General features: G+C 40.1%; 19 protein-coding genes. 4 read left to right on the top strand and 15 right to left on the bottom strand.

Annotated features, from left to right (window positions below; genetic code table 11):
- The first annotated feature begins 253 nt into the window (after positions 1-253).
- Together PSH50_RS11105 and PSH50_RS11100 are read left to right on the top strand one after the other, a co-directional pair.
- Complete coding sequence (locus tag PSH50_RS11105) at positions 254-1,198, top strand: D-2-hydroxyacid dehydrogenase (protein WP_138611342.1); 945 nt, start codon at positions 254-256, stop codon at positions 1,196-1,198.
- Positions 1,199-1,495: 297 nt separating this feature from the next.
- Positions 1,496-1,876 (top strand): DUF3192 domain-containing protein, encoded by a 381-nt coding sequence (locus PSH50_RS11100; protein WP_138611343.1) that lies wholly within the window; start codon positions 1,496-1,498, stop codon positions 1,874-1,876.
- 92 nt (positions 1,877-1,968) lie between these two features.
- Here PSH50_RS11100 and PSH50_RS11095 read toward each other — a convergent pair whose 3' ends face one another.
- The 3 genes from PSH50_RS11095 to PSH50_RS11085 all read right to left on the bottom strand — a co-directional run bounded on the left by PSH50_RS11095 (position 1,969) and on the right by PSH50_RS11085 (position 6,976).
- The gene (locus PSH50_RS11095; protein WP_138611344.1) at positions 1,969-2,874 is read right to left on the bottom strand and encodes a diguanylate cyclase; all 906 of its coding nucleotides are present in this window, start codon (positions 2,872-2,874) and stop codon (positions 1,969-1,971) included.
- Positions 2,858-6,649 carry a PAS domain-containing hybrid sensor histidine kinase/response regulator gene (locus PSH50_RS11090; RefSeq protein ID WP_138611345.1) on the bottom strand — a complete coding sequence of 1,264 codons (3,792 nt, stop codon included), beginning with the start codon at positions 6,647-6,649 and terminating at the stop codon, positions 2,858-2,860. The genes PSH50_RS11095 and PSH50_RS11090 overlap by 17 nt, the downstream gene beginning before the upstream one ends.
- 66 nt (positions 6,650-6,715) lie before the next feature.
- Positions 6,716-6,976 carry a PhoH family protein gene (locus PSH50_RS11085; protein WP_082874002.1) on the bottom strand — a complete coding sequence of 87 codons (261 nt, stop codon included), beginning with the start codon at positions 6,974-6,976 and terminating at the stop codon, positions 6,716-6,718.
- A 261-nt stretch (positions 6,977-7,237) separates the two neighbouring features.
- On the opposite strand from PSH50_RS11085, the gene PSH50_RS11080 reads away from it, so the two are divergent.
- Complete coding sequence (locus PSH50_RS11080; RefSeq protein ID WP_138611346.1) at positions 7,238-7,759, top strand: DUF305 domain-containing protein; 522 nt, start codon at positions 7,238-7,240, stop codon at positions 7,757-7,759.
- 1 nt (position 7,760) lies between these two features.
- Complete coding sequence (locus tag PSH50_RS11075) at positions 7,761-8,492, top strand: MauE/DoxX family redox-associated membrane protein (RefSeq protein WP_008109669.1); 732 nt, start codon at positions 7,761-7,763, stop codon at positions 8,490-8,492.
- Positions 8,493-8,708: 216 nt separating this feature from the next.
- On the opposite strand, the gene PSH50_RS11070 is transcribed toward PSH50_RS11075, so the two are convergent.
- The 12 genes from PSH50_RS11070 to PSH50_RS11015 form a co-directional block, all read right to left on the bottom strand.
- A complete protein-coding gene (locus tag PSH50_RS11070; protein ID WP_024602002.1) occupies positions 8,709-9,059 on the bottom strand; it encodes a hypothetical protein in 351 nt (116 codons plus the stop codon).
- A 50-nt stretch (positions 9,060-9,109) separates the two neighbouring features.
- Complete coding sequence (locus PSH50_RS11065) at positions 9,110-9,481, bottom strand: hypothetical protein (RefSeq protein WP_008467865.1); 372 nt, start codon at positions 9,479-9,481, stop codon at positions 9,110-9,112.
- Positions 9,482-9,491: 10 nt separating this feature from the next.
- Positions 9,492-9,914: a hypothetical protein gene (locus PSH50_RS11060; RefSeq protein WP_058552467.1), complete on the bottom strand. Its 423-nt coding sequence runs from the start codon at positions 9,912-9,914 to the stop codon at positions 9,492-9,494.
- Complete coding sequence (locus tag PSH50_RS11055; protein ID WP_273609627.1) at positions 9,898-10,563, bottom strand: isoprenylcysteine carboxylmethyltransferase family protein; 666 nt, start codon at positions 10,561-10,563, stop codon at positions 9,898-9,900. The genes PSH50_RS11060 and PSH50_RS11055 overlap by 17 nt, the downstream gene beginning before the upstream one ends.
- Positions 10,556-10,891, bottom strand: a complete 336-nt coding sequence (locus PSH50_RS11050; RefSeq protein ID WP_273607764.1) for a DUF2933 domain-containing protein — start codon at positions 10,889-10,891, stop codon at positions 10,556-10,558. Before PSH50_RS11050 ends, PSH50_RS11055 begins: the two co-directional genes overlap by 8 nt.
- A gap of 9 nt (positions 10,892-10,900) precedes the next feature.
- Positions 10,901-11,254, bottom strand: a complete 354-nt coding sequence (locus PSH50_RS11045; protein WP_273609626.1) for a cupredoxin domain-containing protein — start codon at positions 11,252-11,254, stop codon at positions 10,901-10,903.
- 11 nt (positions 11,255-11,265) lie between these two features.
- Positions 11,266-13,509, bottom strand: coding sequence for a heavy metal translocating P-type ATPase (locus tag PSH50_RS11040; protein WP_138765476.1), 2,244 nt, complete (start codon positions 13,507-13,509; stop codon positions 11,266-11,268).
- A 101-nt stretch (positions 13,510-13,610) separates the two neighbouring features.
- Positions 13,611-14,024: a MerR family transcriptional regulator gene (locus PSH50_RS11035; RefSeq protein WP_008109656.1), complete on the bottom strand. Its 414-nt coding sequence runs from the start codon at positions 14,022-14,024 to the stop codon at positions 13,611-13,613.
- A 305-nt stretch (positions 14,025-14,329) separates the two neighbouring features.
- Complete coding sequence (locus tag PSH50_RS11030; RefSeq protein WP_004589264.1) at positions 14,330-14,752, bottom strand: hypothetical protein; 423 nt, start codon at positions 14,750-14,752, stop codon at positions 14,330-14,332.
- A gap of 147 nt (positions 14,753-14,899) precedes the next feature.
- Entirely contained in the window at positions 14,900-15,736 is an 837-nt protein-coding gene (locus PSH50_RS11025; protein WP_138611683.1) for a formyltransferase family protein, read from the bottom strand.
- A 2-nt stretch (positions 15,737-15,738) separates the two neighbouring features.
- Positions 15,739-16,425 (bottom strand): heparan-alpha-glucosaminide N-acetyltransferase, encoded by a 687-nt coding sequence (locus tag PSH50_RS11020; RefSeq protein ID WP_138611682.1) that lies wholly within the window; start codon positions 16,423-16,425, stop codon positions 15,739-15,741.
- A partial coding sequence (locus PSH50_RS11015; RefSeq protein ID WP_273609625.1) for a copper resistance protein B occupies positions 16,425-16,812 on the bottom strand: 388 nt, incomplete at its 5' end. The genes PSH50_RS11020 and PSH50_RS11015, both read right to left, overlap by 1 nt.

Raw genomic sequence — 16,812 nt, 5'->3', positions numbered from 1 at the left:
CCTTAATAAGGCTTGTTGACCTTTCAGAGGAAAGGGAGTTCAACCTCAAAAAATAAACAGGCCCCAGCGATATAGCCCGCTAAAATATCATGTTATTTATATTTGAGTGGGCAGACCAGACAATTTAAACTTTTAACAGCAACCTGACTTTTTGTACTAAGCATTTGGTAGTAATAGCATTAACAAAGGTGTGTATTCGTAGTACCTTAAACGCTCTTGCCATTTTACGGTACGCATTTAGATAGGACACACAATGAAAATCACCATTCTCGATAACGCTACTTTAGCTAAAACCTCGTTAACTTGCATTGAAGAACTAGGTGAGCTAACTACTTACGAACTTACGTCACCTGAGCAAGTTGTTGCTCACAGCCAAGGCGCGGACGTCCTTATTACCAACAAGGTTGTGCTAAATCGCGATACGATAAGCCAACTTAAAACGCTTAAGCTTATTTGCGTAAGTGCAACAGGCACTAATAATGTTGATTTAAACGCCGCTGAAGAATTTGGTATTGCCGTTACCAACGTAGCAGGCTACTCAACCCCTTCGGTTGTACAGCACACGTTTTCGTTAGTGACTAATTTATTAGGTAATACACACCGCTACCAGCGCGACTGCCAGCAAGGCGCTTGGCAAAAAAGCGAGATGTTTTGCAGATTAGATTACAGCTTTAATGATTTACAAGGTAAAACATTTGCCATTATAGGCGGCGGAACGCTAGGTAAAGGTGTGGCGACAGTAGCGCAAGCTTTTGGAGCCAATGTAGTGGTTGCAGAGCGTAAAGGCGCCTCTTGTAGAGAAGGCCGTACAACTTTTGAAGAAGTATTAGAAACCGCTGATATAATTAGCGTGCACTGCCCGCTTACTGATGAAACACGCGATTTAATTTCGTTAGATGAGCTAAAAATGATGAAACCCAGCAGTATTATTATCAATACCGCCCGTGGTGGCATTATAAATGAAGCCGACTTAGCCACAGCCCTAGAGCAAAATTTAATTGCCGGTGCGGGTGTTGATGTACTTACTAAAGAGCCGGCAGAGCCTTCTAACCCGCTGGCTAATTACACAGGCGAAAACTTGCTTCTTACACCTCACATTGCATGGGCCAGCACAGAGTCAATCGTGCGCTTAATTAATGAGGTAAGCCTAAATATTGCAGCCTTTAGTAACGGTGAGTCTCGTAACCGCTTGGTATAATAGCAATTTACAACAATAATTAGCCGCATTGAGGCTAGGTTTTACCTGTCTCAAAGTCGCTCATTCTATTTAGTAAATAGCTGTAACGTGTGTTTTCGCTAGGCTAAATAAACGCAGGCTAGCTTAATCGTTAAAAAACCTAAAAAGTGGCTGTTTTTGCTAATGATTTTTATAATTCATCACTTAAAAACAGCCATTACAATCTAACCCCTTGAATTTTATAACTTTGTTATATTGGCCTATTACTTGCTCCTGATAAGTAAATAATTAAATTAAAACTCATCAAGGACTATAACAATGAAAAAATCACTTTTAGCTGCTGCACTTATTGCTCCGTTTTTAACAGGCTGTGTTATTGCCGTATCAGATGGCGAAGCAGAAACGCACTGGGCAGGTAACGACTCATCAAGCTGGAAACATCAGCATAAAAAAAACCGCGAAGCGATTGCAGATTTAACAATGGATAGCAGCTATCAATCTGTTTTAGCGCAATTAAAAACGCCAAACTTTACCGAGCTATTGAAAAAAGATGATGATGTGTATCAGATACTGTTTTACGTGACTAACAGCATTCACTCTGATGGCAAAACAACAAAAGATGAATGCACGCCATTGGTATTTAAAAATGATAAATTGGTGGGTATTGGTGAAAGCGCACTGGGCATGATCACAAAATAACAACGCGCTAGTAGCGTAAAGCAGCCCCGCTTGGTAATAACATTAACGTGTGGGGCCGATTTAAATAACGCTTTAATATAAACACAGCCACATTATAAGTTAAGCGCAACCACCTGATCGCGCCCTGCATCTTTTGCGGCATATAGCCCTAGGTCAGCTTGTTCGAGTAAGGCTTGTTCGGCACTTGCATTGCCGTTTTCCATACTAGCAATGCCAATACTGATTGTTATGTGATCTGCATTTAACGAAGCTTTGTGCTCTATATTGAGGCTGTTTACCGCTTTTCTTAACTTTTGGGCAAATGCTAATGCCTGTTGTTTATTAACATCGGGTAATACCGCTGCAAACTCTTCCCCCCCGTAGCGGGCAATAAAGTCAGTACTACGCTCACATTGCGCTGCTAACGCCTGGGCAACCTGCTTTAAACACTCATCCCCCGCTCGGTGGCCATAGCAATCGTTGTAACGCTTAAAGTGATCTATATCCATTAATAAAACAGACAAACACGAGCCATTGCGTTTACTTCTGCGCCATTCACGAGAGAGGTTTTCATCTAAATAACGCCTGTTGGGTATTTCCGTTAAACCATCAATTGAGGCAAGCATTTCTAACAAATCATTTTTTTGCTTGATCAGTAATTGGTTGCGTACCCGCACTTTGACTATAGACGCATTAAAGGGTTTAGTGATGTAATCCATTGCACCTAATTCAAGTCCTTTTGCTTCATCGGTGTGGCTATTATTAGCCGATATAAACACAATAGGAATAGACTGAGTAATAGGGTTTTCTTTAAGCTGTACAAGCACTTCATAACCATCAATGCCTGGCATCACCACATCTAAAATAATTAAATCGACCTGATTAGATTTAATAAAGGTGAGCGCTTTTTCGCCGCTTTCGACTAAAAATACGTCATGCTCCGAGCCCAGTGTTTTTTCAAGCACCAGCCGGTTAAGGGGATCATCATCCACAATCAGTATTTTAGCTTTTTTCGACATCCCGTCCCCCTAAGGTTTCAATAAATATAATCACTTGCTTTAGCTGAATGATTAGCTCTTTTAAAGTGTGCTGAAGCGGCTCGTTAGTTGTTTTAAGGTGCGTTTCACATTGTTTTGCACACAATGAAAGCCTAATAAAACCTAAGTTACCCGCCACGCCTTTAATGCTATGCACTAAGCGTACCACTTCATCTCGCTGGGTGTTTTCTTCAATTTGTTCTAACTGCGTTTCACACAACTTCGCAAACTTTCCGACCATGGTTGCCAGTAAATTTTCATCAAAATTAAACTGGGTGAGCGCAAAGCTTTGGTCATAAAACTTAGGTTTTATAAAGTCTACGTCTCTGATTGCATCTAACAGCACAGCTGCAACCACAGGTTTAGTCAAATGCTTATTCATGCCGCTACTAAGTGAGCGCTCAACATCTGCAGGTTCACAATGTGCTGTTAAAGCAAAAATAGGCAGCTGGCGCGCGTCAAACTGTTGGCGAATCAATTGCGTTGCTTGGCAACCATCAATATGCGGCATTTGCACGTCCATCAAAATTAAATCTGGTTTTAATATTTGTAGCAGCTCTATTGCATCTGGCGCATTGGTAACCGTTATTACATTTATATGGGCCTGTTTTAGCACACTGCTAATAATGTCTAAATTAAGCGGGTTATCATCAACCGCCATAATAAGTAGACCCGATATATCTTTTTTGACTTCTTCATTATTTTCAGCGGCTTTAGGTGGCTCCGCCCCCGCATTAGCATTTAAGCTAATCAAGCGCTGAGCTAACGCCGTAGCTTTAATATGTTGTGCGTTAATTTGCGTAGTACAAGGCAATGCTAAAGTGTGTTCGTGATTCACCACAACCACAGGGTATGAGTTGCCACTGAGCGTTTCGTGTATAGATTCAACCTTTAATAAATCGTTCAATGTGGTTTCATCAATAATCAGTTGCTGTGCATCAGCAAGCTTTATTGGGTAGCGAAGCGCCTCTTCTAAATCAATAGCTACCACTTGTGAGTATGCATTAACCACTTCGTTTAGCTGTACAGTCTCATCGCTCACAATGGCTAACGTATTAGGTATAAATACACTATTTTTAGCCGTATCTACCGCAAGCGCTAGAGTAAAGAAAAACTCACATCCACGGCCTTTGTCACTATTAATTGCAATTTCGCCTCCCATTAAGGCTACACCATGTTTAACTATAGCAAGTCCAAGCCCAACCCCTTGGTGAATACGCGTAGAGGATTCATCGCCTTGAGTAAAAGCATCAAACAGTCGTCGTTGGTCAGCTTTAGCAATACCTACACCACTGTCTATTACGTGAAAACAAATACGTTGCTGATCTAAAACGTCATTTTCTTCAAGTACCATTTTTAAAGTAATACTGCCTTTATTAGTAAACTTAACGGCATTGGTGAGTAAGTTACCTAATATTTGTTGCAAACGTATTGAATCCCCCACCAGCGCGGGGTTAATGAGTGGATCTATTTCAATATTAAAGCTTAACCCTTTGTTTTGGCACAATGGCGCTGTTAAGCTCTCGCAAATATCAATCAGTTCAACCAAGCAAAAAGGCACCGGTTTAATTTGCGCTTGCGCACTTTCTACACGGGCAAAATCGAGCATTCTGTTTAGCATCAGCAACAAGCTTTGAGCTGCGTTTTTAGCCTGCTTAGTTTGTTGCAGCTGCTTATTTTTTAAGCCTTGCTCTACTATCATATCTAACAGCCCTAACACAGCGTTAAGAGGGGTGCGGATCTCATGGCTTAGATTAGCAATAAAGCGGCTTTTAGCTATTGTTGCGCGTTCTGCGTCATGCTTAGCTTTAGTCAGCGCACTTACATCTTGAATATGAATAACATAATAAGAGGGATCACGGTTTTCATCCCAAACCAGCGACACACTCAGCTGCAGCCAACTTGTGAGTTTTCCTTGTGAGAGCGTTAAATGATAAACCCGTTTTTTATCATCTAATAAGTGACAAAGCGCATTTTTTATTTCTTGCCACTGCGCCTCATCAAACAGCATTTTTAGTGGCTCACCAGTTAAAATATCTTGCTGTGAAAATAACTTACGAGCCGCTTTGTTAACTTGCAATATGGTGTGCTCAAGCGAAAGTAACACCACACTGTTTGCTGCAAACTCTATTGCACTTCTAAATTTAGATTCTGACGCTTTTAACGCCGATAGAGTTTGCTGCTGCTCAGTAATGTCTCGCCCAATTCCCATAGTGCCTAATAAGTGCTGGTGCTCGTTATAAAATGGGGCAATCGTTAATTGATACGATTTGTCGGTGCTATCTATGCGTTGCTCAATGCTACTTTTGGTTTGTAAAACTTGCTTTTCTAGTAGGCTTAACTGTAAATCGTCGCTGTCTAAATCTTCAATACGCTTACCGACTAGGATGGCTTGCTCTTTGCCTACATAGGCTTCAAATGCTTTATTACAACCTAAAAAAGAGCCATCAATATTTTTAAAGTAAATAAGATCAGGCACACTATTTAGCATGGTATTTAATAGCGCTAGGTGTCGCTCTTTTGCTTCGTAGCTACGTTTTAGCTTTTGAGATTGCAGCTGTAACTGCTCATCGAGTTCTTTATTAGCCTCTTGGAGCGACTCAACTAACAGTGCATTTTTATCAAATACATATTTAACGCGAGAAAACCAAGGCTGCCAATTTAAAGGAATGGGGTAATTGGAAAGCGCGGCTTTAGGGGCATCATTTTGTTCAAAATATTGCATTAAATGAGTCATTGGCCTAACAAAAATACGTTGGCTTAACCAAAAAAATACCGCAAACATTAAGCTTAAAAATAACGTTAAAAACGCAAACTCCAAAAGAACTTCATACCTAATTGGCGTGATCACTTTTATTTGCGGCTCATAAAAGGCGGCATGAATGGGCAGGTTCCCCATTGCTTGCATAAAAAACTGCGCATTTGTGTTATTAACTAAGTTTATTTTTTCATTGTCATGGGCTAATTCAGGCCAATAATCTTTTAAGGCTGTTGCTTCATTTAACTGCTTAACAGAGCTGGCTATCACTTGATGCGATTGGTTCATAAACACATATTCGCCTTCGCTTGGTGCCACCTTTTTAAGCCAGCTAGACATGGCCTCTAAATCGTATATTAAAATGATGTAGTCTGACGGATTAGGTTGTTTTTTACGGCCAATAGCAAAATAAGCGCTATCGCGTATTTTAACAATAGCGCTTGAGGTAAGCTGGCCAGGTATAAATGTGGGCTTAAAATTACCATTTAAAATTTTATTAAGCATAGTGCTTTGGCTTTTATTACGCCTTACCACATAGGCAAACCCCGAATCATCAACATAGGCAACAGCCGACAACGATTGCATAAGCGATAACGCGGTATTAAACGTTGGGCTTAGGGTTGTAGCTTGCTGCCATTGGATCAACGCGCGGTTAGAAAAAGCAAACTGCCCTTTACCGACTATTTCGCCTTGGCGCTTGCTAAAGTGGCGGTAGTAGTAATTGTCGTATTGATTAATACCTTCTAGTAAGTTGCGATTGAACTGCTCAACACTAGGCTGCTGATACGATATAAAGGCATTGTCAAAAAAGTCATTTACCGAGCTCATTATATGGCTAACTTGAGCCGACACTTGCTCAAAATCGGCTTGACGTTTTTCTATGGCGCGCTCAACTTTTATATTATACAAGTGCAAACACAGTAAAAATGCCACAAATAAGGGAACAAATAATGCTACAAATAAAGAGCGGTAATAGTCTTTTAGAGGTAAAAATTTCAACGTTTTGCCTAAGTTTTAGCCCGATAGTCAGCCACTAGACTATCGAGCCAAATTGTTCTGCGCAAGTTATAAATTTTCTTCTGCAAAGGAGGCTAAACGGCTGCGCACTACCCCGTTTAAATTAACTGTTGCACTGCCTTCAAAGTCTTTAAAACGCTCAACAATATAAGTAAGGCCGGAGGTAACGGGGGTTAAGTAGTTACTATCTATTTGCGCTAAATTACCGCTACAAATTAGTTTTGTTCCCTCGCCACAACGGGTAATAATAGTTTTAAGCTGAGATGCCGTTAAGTTTTGGCTCTCATCCAAAATCACCCCCGAATTGATATAATATTTGCCATTTGTTGAAGCTCAGCTTGTAGTGCTTTGAGTTCTCCCATTAGATTGTTAACTAAAGCCAATTTAGCCTGTGTCTATCATAAGTTCAAAACTTAAACTCTAGATATAAGCTGAAATTGAGTCAATCGTATTACAAATACTCTTATTGATACTGGCTCATTACTTGCACTTTTTCGAGAACATGACCACATGTAGAGAATAATAGGCTAACAGTGGGAAATATTTACACTATCAATGTAAGGATTACTTATGAAATACTCAAGATTTGCTGCAATGATCATCACCTCAACCATTGCTATGTTTGTAATGATGTATCTCAACACTTACGCAGTATCACATATATGGTTTAGTGAAACGCGTATCTATATGGCGTTGTATATGGGAGCAGGTATGGCAATGATCATGCTGGCCTTTATGCTTGGCATGTACAGTAACAAGAAGCTCAACATGGCTATTTTTCTATTGGCGACAATACTGTTTGCCATATGTCTTTATCTTGTTCGCTCTCAAAGCACAATTTCTGACAGTGCCTACATGAAAGCGATGATTCCTCATCACTCCATTGCTATTCTTACTAGTGAGCATTCAACTTTGGAGGATGTACGCGTGCGTGAATTGGCAAATGGTATTATTAAAGCCCAACGAAAAGAAATAAAAGAAATGGAATGGCTGATTAAAGATATTTCTGAAAATGGAAAGGTCAGCTCACAAGCTCAGGCTGAGCAACGACCGCTCCCAAAGTTTGAAGGCACACTGAACAAAGGAGACTAAGATGACTAAGACAGCTACCCTGTACAGAATGGTCACTGACGAACATATCTGCCCCTATGGTTTAAGGTCGAAAGATTTGCTGGAGAGGCAAGGGTATGATGTAGAAGATCATAAGCTCACGTCTAGACAACAAGCTGATGACTTCAAAGCTAAGCATGATGTCAAAACTACGCCACAAACCTTTATTGAAGGAAAGCGTGTCGGAGGATACGATGACTTAAGAGAGTATTTTGGTAAAGATGAAGCAGGTCAAACTGGCACAACCTACACGCCCGTTGTAGCCATTTTCTCGATAGCTGCACTTCTTGCTGTCGCATCTCAACATTTTGCTTCCGGCTCATTTATCTCCATCAGAACACTGATGCTATTTATAGCTTTTTCAATGACGCTCTTAGCGGTGCAAAAACTGAAAGACCTATACAGTTTCACAAATTCGTTTATTACTTATGATTTACTAGCGATGAGATGGATAAGATATGGTTATATTTATCCCTTCATTGAAGCATATGCAGGTATTGGTATGGTTGCCCAACTACAGCCTCTCGCAGTGGCACCATTTTCATTGTTTATCGGCACAGTTGGAGCAATTTCAGTTTTCAAAGCCGTTTACATCGACAAACGCCAGTTAAAGTGTGCCTGTGTAGGCGGCGATAGCAGTGTGCCACTTGGATTTGTATCACTATCTGAAAACTTATTTATGATCGCGGGAGCATTGATTATGCTGCTGATGTAAAGGTATAGCTCTATTCGGCGGCCCCTTAACTGTTAAGATTAGACCTAGGATGCCAGCCCACACCTTTCTAATTCATATGTAACATTTTTTCTGTCGTACTGGCATCAAGATAACCAGAACTGAGCAAACAATCTCAAAGGTTGTACAAAATAACACTAAAGTTTTTTCATTAAGTTTTATTGTTATGCTCTTGTGGTGGCTTTCGCCACCACTTTATTAGTTTTCAAGTTCCACCATATCTTTCGCTGCAATGTCACCAGACACTAGCTTTACAGTTGCGAAATGATCATTCACAATTTTAGTAATTTGTACCGTTCCTACCTTTTCGATAGTGTAGGGATCTTCACCTTCACTCAATACTATTCTTTCATGGAATCTAATAACACTGTATTTTTGCCCAACCTCTGCGCCATGCTTAGCACCAATACAGATTAGAGTTCGATTATCAGAACTTTCTACTACCTGACCTCTCACCATGTATTTATGATAAAAAGTGGTATTGGAACAACCCACTAAATATAAACCGAATGTAAGCAATAAAAGAGCTTTTATATAGGGTGTTTTCATCACTGTTACCTCATTTGACTAACTAATTATCTATACACTTTTTTATGAATTCATTTGTTTTTCCGGCCAGCCCCCGAAGGTGCTTGATGACAACTCCAAGGCTTATGAACAGAGTTATCTTTGATGTTCTGATCAACAAATTTATAGTAACTTTCTTTAGTATGTGTCCACCAATCATCATGAACATCTGCGCCATACTTACGGATTACCTCCTCAATCCCATCAAGGCTTACGTTTGCGGCATCATAGGCAAGGTGTATTTCACCTTCTTTGATGTTGTAACTAACTTCATCTATACCAAAAAGCTGATCTATTTCTTTTACTAACTCGTCACAGCTTTCTTCTGTGACATTGCTAAGCTTTAGGTTTCGAACAACTAAATTTTGCTCTTTAACGCCAACTCTATGATTTAAATCGCTCATAATTTATCTCCTAATGTGAGTGCGAGTGTTGTTGTTTTTTGTCTTTCATTTCTGCCATTTTGTATTTCATTTGTGGCATCATGTTTTCCATCATTTCCAGATGATGTTCAGCCATCTTGATTTGCTTATGCATTGGCATTGCTTCCATGTTTTTGTGCATGGATTGCATCATCTTCATCATTGAGCGGTGATGTTCAGCCATCATCTGCTTTTGCTTTTCAGGATCTTTTTCAGCTTTAATGGTATGGACTTCCTTTTTCATTTCCATCATTTTTGAATGCATTTTTCCCATGTTCTCATGCGACATTGCCATGCCTTGATGCATATCCGATTTGTTCGCACCTTCATGTTTATTCTCATTGTTTTGAGCAAATAAGCTTGTGGCCGCCAATAGTGAGCTGACAAATAAAATTGATTTAGTTAACGTTTTCATGATTTTTACCTTCTATGTTCTTATTAAAATTTGGAATCCAACTTGGTGTCGATTCCATATAGCTATGGTACTCCGAACCAAACTCGGCAATAGCTTGTGTCTCTTCGCGTTTCGCTAGCTTGACGTAAACAACGACTAAGATTGGAAACATCGCAAGTGTTAGGATGGTCGGCCACTGCAATAAAAAGCCGAACATGATTAGAATGAAAGCTACGTACTGTGGGTGACGACACCTCGCGTACCATCCTGTAGTAGCCAATTGATGGTGTTTTTGCGCGTGATGCAATACGTTCCATGCTGAAGACAACATAAAGAAACCTGCCACAATAAACACCATACTCGCTATATGAAATGGGTCCCAATGGGCATCACCTTGAAATCCAAAGAAAGTATGTAATAAGTGCCCATTTTCATGCGCAAAGAAATTTACTTCTGGATAGGTCTCCGTCAGCCACCCCGACAGAAAATAGATAGTTAAAGGAAAGCCATACATTTCAGTAAATAGGGCAACAATAAAGGCAGAGAACGCGCTTAGACTTCTCCAATCAGTTGATGTTTTTGGTTTGACAAAACTAAAGGCAAAAAAGATAAAAATTGCTGAGTTCAGTATCACCATTGACCATAAGCCATAATCATATGTTTCATTCATCACTGCTCTCCTTTTTATGTGATTCCTTACGTGCCTTTTCTAACCCTTGTATGTAGCCATCGCGATAGGCTTCATTTTTATCCGTGAGTTCTTGAAAGCTCTCTTCCTTTTTGTCATCAGGCGCATGTGAATGATCGTGACCATGTTTGCCGTGACTGCCATGCATAAATACATGCATCAAAGGACATAACAGCAAAATTAAATAGGGAAGAAATTGCAGAACATGTTGTCCATGTTCAAAGATTAAAAAATAGGTGGCTGCGGCAATAAGCACCAATGCAGCCCAACCTGTGGGTGTAAACCAAAATTTAGGGTGCTCATTTTTCATGTTGGCCTCCTAAACGACTTTTAAGACACCGCGATACATTTGCATCTGACAATGAAACTCATGCTCTCCCGGTGATAAGTTCAATAAGGTAATTTGAGTAATTTCATTTAATTTAAGCTGCTCACTTATCTCCAATGATGGAATAAGCATTGTTTCAGCGCAGGGTGATTGATCTTTGCGCATAAACTTCAGAGTGACAGGCTGGCTAGCAGACACTTGAATTGAGGATGGGGAATACACACCATCCCTCACTTCAATGAGTACTTCATTACCTTGAACGATTGTTTTATTGGGTTTATATAGCCAAAACCACCAAACAATCAGCGCGATTAACATTAAGCCTAATAAGTTAATAACCATCATTGTGATTCTCCTTAATGCTCTTTTGCTTTAAAAAAGCGAAGTCGATTTGCATTTGACACTACAGTCAATGACGAAAACGCCATTGCAGCACCTGCAATTACAGGGCTAAGCAGAATGCCAAAGAAGGGATATAGAACCCCCGCAGCAAAAGGAATCCCGGCTACGTTATAGACAAACGCGCCAAACAAGTTTTGTTTGATATTTCGTAAAGTAGCTTTGCTTACCGCTATGGCATCAGCAAGGCCATGAAGTGAACCACGCATTAGGGTAATGTCAGCACTTTCGATAGCTACATCAGTCCCTGTGCCTATGGCGAAGCCAACATCGGCTAACGCTAGCGCAGGAGCATCGTTGATGCCATCTCCTGTCATACCAACAATTTCGCCGCCTTCTTGTAGCTCTTTCACCTTGTTGGCTTTATCTTCTGGCAGCACTTCAGCAAGAAACTCACTAATACCCACTTTTTTAGCTACGGCGGCAGCGGTTTCCTTGTTATCACCCGTTAACATGATGACGCGTATACCATTAGCCTGAAGCCGTTTGATAGCAGAGATTGAGTCTGACTTGATAGGATCTGCAACAGCAATGATTGCTGCAAGTTCACCATCTACAGCAAAGTACATAGGTGTTTTGGCTTCTTTGGCTAAAGACTGTGCTTGTTCAACAAAGCCTGTGAGGTCTATGCCTTTTAACTTCATTAGTTTATCGTTTCCGAAAAGCAGGGCTTTGTTGTTGCAGCTTGCTTCTACACCAAAACCCGTAATGGCGTTAAAGGCTTCAATTTTTAGTAACTCAATATCCTGATCTAACGCACTTTCAACAATCGCTTGCGCTAAAGGATGCTCTGAGCCGCTTTCTAAACTTGCTGCAAGCTGTAGTACGTCTTTTTCGTCAGTAGCTTTTGCTAAAATAATATCGGTTACCTTAGGTGCCCCTTCAGTAATAGTGCCCGTTTTATCTAAAATCATGGCAGTGATTTTAGAGGCGGTTTGCAGTGCCTCACCGTTGCGAATAAGCACTCCGGCTTCTGCTGCTTTTCCTACTCCCACCATGACAGACATAGGCGTTGCCAAACCTAAAGCACACGGGCAGGCAATAATAAGCACAGTAGTTGCTGAAACGATGGCAAAAGCAATGGCTGGCTCAGGTCCAAAGTTAAGCCATGCTAGCGCACTTAACACAGAGGTGATCATCACGACAGGTACGAAAAAAGCTGAAATAACATCGGCCAAACGGCCAATCGGCGGTTTTGAATTTTGTGCTCGTTTCACCATATTGATGATCTGTGCAAGCGCCGTGTCTTTACCAACGCGTGTGGCTCTAAATAAAATCATGCCTGATTTGTTCAAAGTACCTGCGACAACCTCATCTTCTTCAGCTTTTTCAGCAGGCATAGGTTCGCCTGTCAGCATGGACTCATCAATAGAGGTGTGTCCTTCCAATACCACGCCATCGACGGGAATTTTTTCACCCGGTTTTACCTTCACAATATCGTTAAATAAAACCTGCTCAATACCTATCTGAACTTCTTTGTTGTCACGAACCACGGTTGCTGTTTTGGCTTGCAAGCCGATAAGACGTTTAATGGCCTCAGAGGTTTTACCTCTGGCTTTGATTTCTAATGCTAAACCTAAATCAATTAAGCCAATGATCATGGCGGTAGCTTCAAAATAAACATGCCGTGCCATCAATGGAACAGCGTCAGGTGCAAACACGACAACCATCGAATACAACCAAGCCGTGCCTGTTCCTAAAGCAATTAGGGTGTCCATATTGGCTGAATGATTTTTGAAGCTCTTCCATGCTCCTACATAGAAATGCTTGCCTGAAAAATACATAACACCAAAAGTTAAAATGCCTACAACCAACCAAGAAATTCGTTCAAGGTTTGTTTCAACCGTCATTTCTCCAACTACAATGCTGTAGATCATCAAAGGAACGCCGAGTGAAAGGGCAATAAACGTATCGCGCATTAGCTTTTTGTAATATGCAAAATCCGCAGCCTCTTTCTCATCAAGCGCATCTGTTGCTGAGCTATCATCAATTGGCTTCGCGTTATACCCCACTGACTCAACAGCTTTGATCAACTCTTTTGTTTTAGCTGTCCCAGAAACTGTTACAGTCCTATCAGCAAAATTCATTTCCGCACTGACGACTCCAAGAGTTGCATTTAATGCCCCTTCAATTTTGCCTACACAGCTAGCACACCCAGCGCCTTCAATGATAAGCTGTTGGTTATGTGATACTTTCTCCAACGTATTCTCCTTACTTTTACACGAAGAGGATTGAGCTTTTGCCTGACAGCAACAGCCTGATTCAGTTTTTATATTTGTGTTAGTAGCCACCCTTTTTCCTCCTATGTTTTTTTAATTTGCTCAAAGTTTTCGATGAGATGACAAACCATGTTTGCAGTCGGTGCTTTGTCTTCCATTTCTTCCCATCGAGAAAGCGCAGAAGACATTTTTCCTCGAAGTGCCAACATTGCTTGAAACTGTTTTTCTGTTTCTTCGAGCCGCTCTTTGATCAGGCTTCTGACTAATGGGCACGCACTTTTACCATCTTCAGATTCATTAATAATTTCCTTGATATCTACAACGGAAAAACCAAGGTTTCTGGCACTTAAAATGAATTTAAGTCTCGATACTTCTTTATTCGAGTATGACTTGTAGCCGTTCACTGACTTGGCAGGTTTTAACAGTCCCAATCGCGAGTAATAGCGCACCGTATCAGCAGTCGTTCCAAGGCTTTTTGCCAGCTCTGCAACTTTCATGTTCACTCCTTAGTTCTTCACCTAAGTTTGTAATCTCACCTACAGCTTAGACCTGTGTCTAAGACACAGGTCAAGTGATTATTCGTGATTAATAATGCAAAAGCTAAAAACTAATTTTTTGGTAAAAGAGAAATCTCGGTCAAAATCGACAGTATTAATTACTGTAAATGGCAATAACTTGAGCATTTTCATAGTGCCTTCAAAATATCGTACTAATCGTTCAAAACAATTGATTATTTAAATCAATGAATAAGTCATTCTATTTTTGATGGGACTGGCGAAAAAAAGACGCACTGATCCTGTGATTAGCCAATAATTGGTGGACGATAAAGTAAGAGATGGATACCAGATTTTGGTAGGGGTGTACGCTGTAGAATTAGCTCAGAATGAATATTGCAAATACCTTCGTCTTGCGCTTCCACAAGATAGGCATTTAAATGAAAGCTTGTACAAAAACCGCCTTCACAACAAACACAATCACCAGCTTTACATTTTTCACAGTCTTCATCACCATGACGGTTTTTAGAATCTTGCGAATTTTCAGTGTGATAGTGACTATTGTCAATCATTGATTGATGATGCATATTTTTGCTTGGTTGTATAATATGCGTGTCGGATGAGCCATTATGATGCTCTTCACAATTCATTGGTTTAGCAATCGCAAAGCCATGCTGCGTAAGCAACACAGTTATTATTACTATTTTAAACCACCTGAAAAGTCCAAACATTATCATTCCTTCTTTAGCACCTACAATATTAGCCACTTTATAAAAATAATTTTATGATCTTGATCAACCTTTGAACTAAAACCTACGTTCTAACCTAGCCCTTAAAGTCTGCTTCAAAACATTTTATACACACTTTTAATATACGAATTACTCTAGTACTGCTGAGTTTACTAGCACCATAGAACTTTTAAAAACAACAGCAAAGCCACCATTGATAGCCACGCTAATCAGCGCTTGGTCTTCAAAAATTATGCTGCCTAGCTTGTAGTCATGTTTGAAATCGGCCACCTCTAATTGGCTGACAATAAAAAGCTCTTCATAAATTGTTATTAAGATGCCAAAATGCCCATATTGACGTATTGCTTGCCTAAATTGTTGAGTATCATTGAGCCACGACATGATTCTCCTTTCTATACTAGGTTGCTTCCAATAAGTAGCTAATCGTTTTTGTTGTGGCGTAGCACTCTCATAGATAGTTTCGAGATCATTTAACAAGGTTTGCAGTAAAGATTCCGCAAGTAAGCTTGACTTCACCATTAAGGAGGAAATGGATTCATTTTGTCCTACTTCAAATTGTTCTTGGAGTAAGATATCTCCGCCATCAAGCATATATGTGACTTTGTGTATGCTTACACCTGCAAATTCTGGTAGATCCACAATGTAAGTTAATGGCGTAGGGCCTCTACCTTTAGGTAAAAGTGAGGGATGAATATTAAAGGCATATTTTATATCTGTTATGGGCAGTCTATATCCATAGTCAGCAACGACAAAAAGAGTTACTCCAGATTTTATATATTCATCAAGTTCTTCTTTAGTCGGTCTTAAAGAATGTGTCATTATCTTATGTATGCCACAAATTCGTTTAACGATACTTGCGTTTTCCTCTACATCATTAATATAAACAGCTTCAACACTAAAGCCTTGGTTAACCATAAATGTTAAACAGTTTGAAAAGAGATTATTTCCGAAATAGAGGACTTTCATATTCAATTGATCCATTCGATAGCGCTAAAGCCAGCAAAAAGCAAAGGTTGGTGAAGTAAATAAATCAGTAAAGAGTGTTGACTAAGCAATGTCAAATAAGGGTTTATCGCATGTTGATTGGCGGGAGCCAGACGAAAGATTCGGAAATTTGCAGCCCAGATACCGAGCAAGGGCAAAGCCAACCAAGGAAAAAGAGTAACCAAGTCACTAGGATGTTTTGAAATATATTGTTCAATATAGCTAAAAGGCCAATTCCACGGTATTTCTATCGCTATGTATGCGCTAAAAATAAATAAAGATAGCAGCAAAGCAAGTTTAGGTTTCCCCACCAACCAAACTAATAGAAGTGTTGCAACTGCTATGAAGTGTAAAATACCAAAGTAAATCCAATGTTCTGGCAAGGTAAATAGTGAGGATAAAGTCACTAGTAACGCAGCACTAGATATCTTAACCGTTCGCCAAGCTAATTTCTTCGCTGATATACCACCTTGATAGGAATAAACCAGACTGGCACCAACAGAAAACAAGAACAAACTTACAATTATTGCTCTTAGCTCTTTCCAGAAAAAGCCGTTAGGTATGTCTGTTCTAATATAACCAAAATAGTTTAAATCCCAGACAAAATGAAAAGCTACCATCAATATAATTGCGGTAGCTCTCATTAAATCAATGTAGTTATTTCTTCGCATTAAAGCCAAAACTTGATACCAGCAACAAATGCAGTATCACGAGTACTTTGCCCATTTAACTTCGCAAAGTCGGCTGTATTACCAAATTTATTTGTCCACTCAACGCCAACATAGGGAGCAAACTGGCGGGTAAACTCATAACGAACCCTAAAGCCAATCGCGCTGCTTGATAGGCCACTTCCAAGTTCGTTTTGTTTATCGTTTTTGCCATAAAGTGTAATTTCGGCTCGCGGTTGTATAATTAGCTTTTGCGTGAGTAATAGTTCGTACTCTGCCTCTAACGTAAATGCGGTATTGCCTCGCTCACCTACGTATGCTGTCATATCAAGTTCAAACCAATAAGGGGCTAAACCTTGTAAGCCAAAAGCTAACCATTGCCGATTTTCA

Source organism: Pseudoalteromonas sp. Angola-7 (assembly GCF_028599255.1).
In the GTDB taxonomy this organism is placed as follows: Bacteria; Pseudomonadota; Gammaproteobacteria; order Enterobacterales; family Alteromonadaceae; genus Pseudoalteromonas; species Pseudoalteromonas atlantica.
Note: the sequence above shows the minus strand (reverse complement) of the source record. Positions and strands in the feature narration are given on the sequence as shown.

Bases quoted from the DNA above. Each gene is read 5' to 3' on its own strand.
- PSH50_RS11025 (WP_138611683.1), bottom strand. From the start codon at position 15,736: ATGAAAGTCCTCTATTTCGGAAATAATCTCTTTTCAAACTGTTTAACA.
- PSH50_RS11070 (WP_024602002.1), bottom strand. From the start codon at position 9,059: ATGAAAACACCCTATATAAAAGCTCTTTTATTGCTTACATTCGGTTTA.
- PSH50_RS11105 (WP_138611342.1), top strand. From the start codon at position 254: ATGAAAATCACCATTCTCGATAACGCTACTTTAGCTAAAACCTCGTTA.
- PSH50_RS11095 (WP_138611344.1), bottom strand. From the start codon at position 2,874: ATGTCGAAAAAAGCTAAAATACTGATTGTGGATGATGATCCCCTTAAC.
- PSH50_RS11055 (WP_273609627.1), bottom strand. From the start codon at position 10,563: ATGAATGAAACATATGATTATGGCTTATGGTCAATGGTGATACTGAAC.
- PSH50_RS11100 (WP_138611343.1), top strand. From the start codon at position 1,496: ATGAAAAAATCACTTTTAGCTGCTGCACTTATTGCTCCGTTTTTAACA.
- PSH50_RS11020 (WP_138611682.1), bottom strand. From the start codon at position 16,425: ATGCGAAGAAATAACTACATTGATTTAATGAGAGCTACCGCAATTATA.
- PSH50_RS11035 (WP_008109656.1), bottom strand. From the start codon at position 14,024: ATGAAAGTTGCAGAGCTGGCAAAAAGCCTTGGAACGACTGCTGATACG.
- PSH50_RS11030 (WP_004589264.1), bottom strand. From the start codon at position 14,752: ATGTTTGGACTTTTCAGGTGGTTTAAAATAGTAATAATAACTGTGTTG.
- PSH50_RS11065 (WP_008467865.1), bottom strand. From the start codon at position 9,481: ATGAGCGATTTAAATCATAGAGTTGGCGTTAAAGAGCAAAATTTAGTT.
- PSH50_RS11080 (WP_138611346.1), top strand. From the start codon at position 7,238: ATGAAATACTCAAGATTTGCTGCAATGATCATCACCTCAACCATTGCT.
- PSH50_RS11075 (WP_008109669.1), top strand. From the start codon at position 7,761: ATGACTAAGACAGCTACCCTGTACAGAATGGTCACTGACGAACATATC.
- PSH50_RS11060 (WP_058552467.1), bottom strand. From the start codon at position 9,914: ATGAAAACGTTAACTAAATCAATTTTATTTGTCAGCTCACTATTGGCG.
- PSH50_RS11045 (WP_273609626.1), bottom strand. From the start codon at position 11,254: ATGATGGTTATTAACTTATTAGGCTTAATGTTAATCGCGCTGATTGTT.
- PSH50_RS11050 (WP_273607764.1), bottom strand. From the start codon at position 10,891: ATGAAAAATGAGCACCCTAAATTTTGGTTTACACCCACAGGTTGGGCT.